This window comes from Microbispora sp. H10670, from assembly GCF_014161385.1.
Classification (GTDB): domain Bacteria; phylum Actinomycetota; class Actinomycetes; order Streptosporangiales; family Streptosporangiaceae; genus Microbispora; species Microbispora triticiradicis.
In genome coordinates, this window is the sequence record NZ_JABBWW010000110.1 from 1 (window position 1) to 530 (window position 530).

Genomic DNA, 530 nt, shown 5'->3' on the forward strand with positions numbered 1-530 from the left:
GTGAAACGAAGGCTCAGATCCCTGCTGGCCGCCGTCTCGTTGCCCCTGGTACTCGTCGGCATGCTGCTGGCCGCCCACCCCGCCGCGGCCGCCACGCTGACCCGCATCACCGGGTTCGGCACCAACCCGACCAACCTCAACATGTACCTCTACGTCCCCGACCGGGTCGCCGCCCGCCCCGCCCTGCTCGTCCTGGTCCACTACTGCAGCGGCTCGGCCAGCGGCATCTTCAACGGCAACGGCCACGACTACGTCACCGCCGCCGACCGCTACGGCTACATCATCGTGGTCCCCGAAGCCACCCGCAGCGGATCCTGCTTCGACGTCTCCACCCCCGCCGCGCTGCGCCGCGACGGCGGCAGCGACTCCACCGGCATCATGGCCATGGTCAACTACACCCGCCAGCGCTACAACGTCGACCCCGGCCGCATCGTGGTCAGCGGCTTCTCCTCCGGCGCCATGATGACCAACGTCCTGGCCGCCGAATACCCCGACGTGTTCTCCGCCGCCTCCGCCTTCTCCGGCGTCCC

At 69.8% G+C, this 530-nt stretch carries 1 protein-coding gene; it reads left to right on the top strand.

The annotated features are described in order from the left end of the window. Positions 1–39 precede the first annotated feature (39 nt). The coding region (locus tag HHX33_RS34790) for an alpha/beta hydrolase family esterase (RefSeq protein WP_259403180.1) at positions 40–530 on the top strand (491 nt) is incomplete at its 3' end.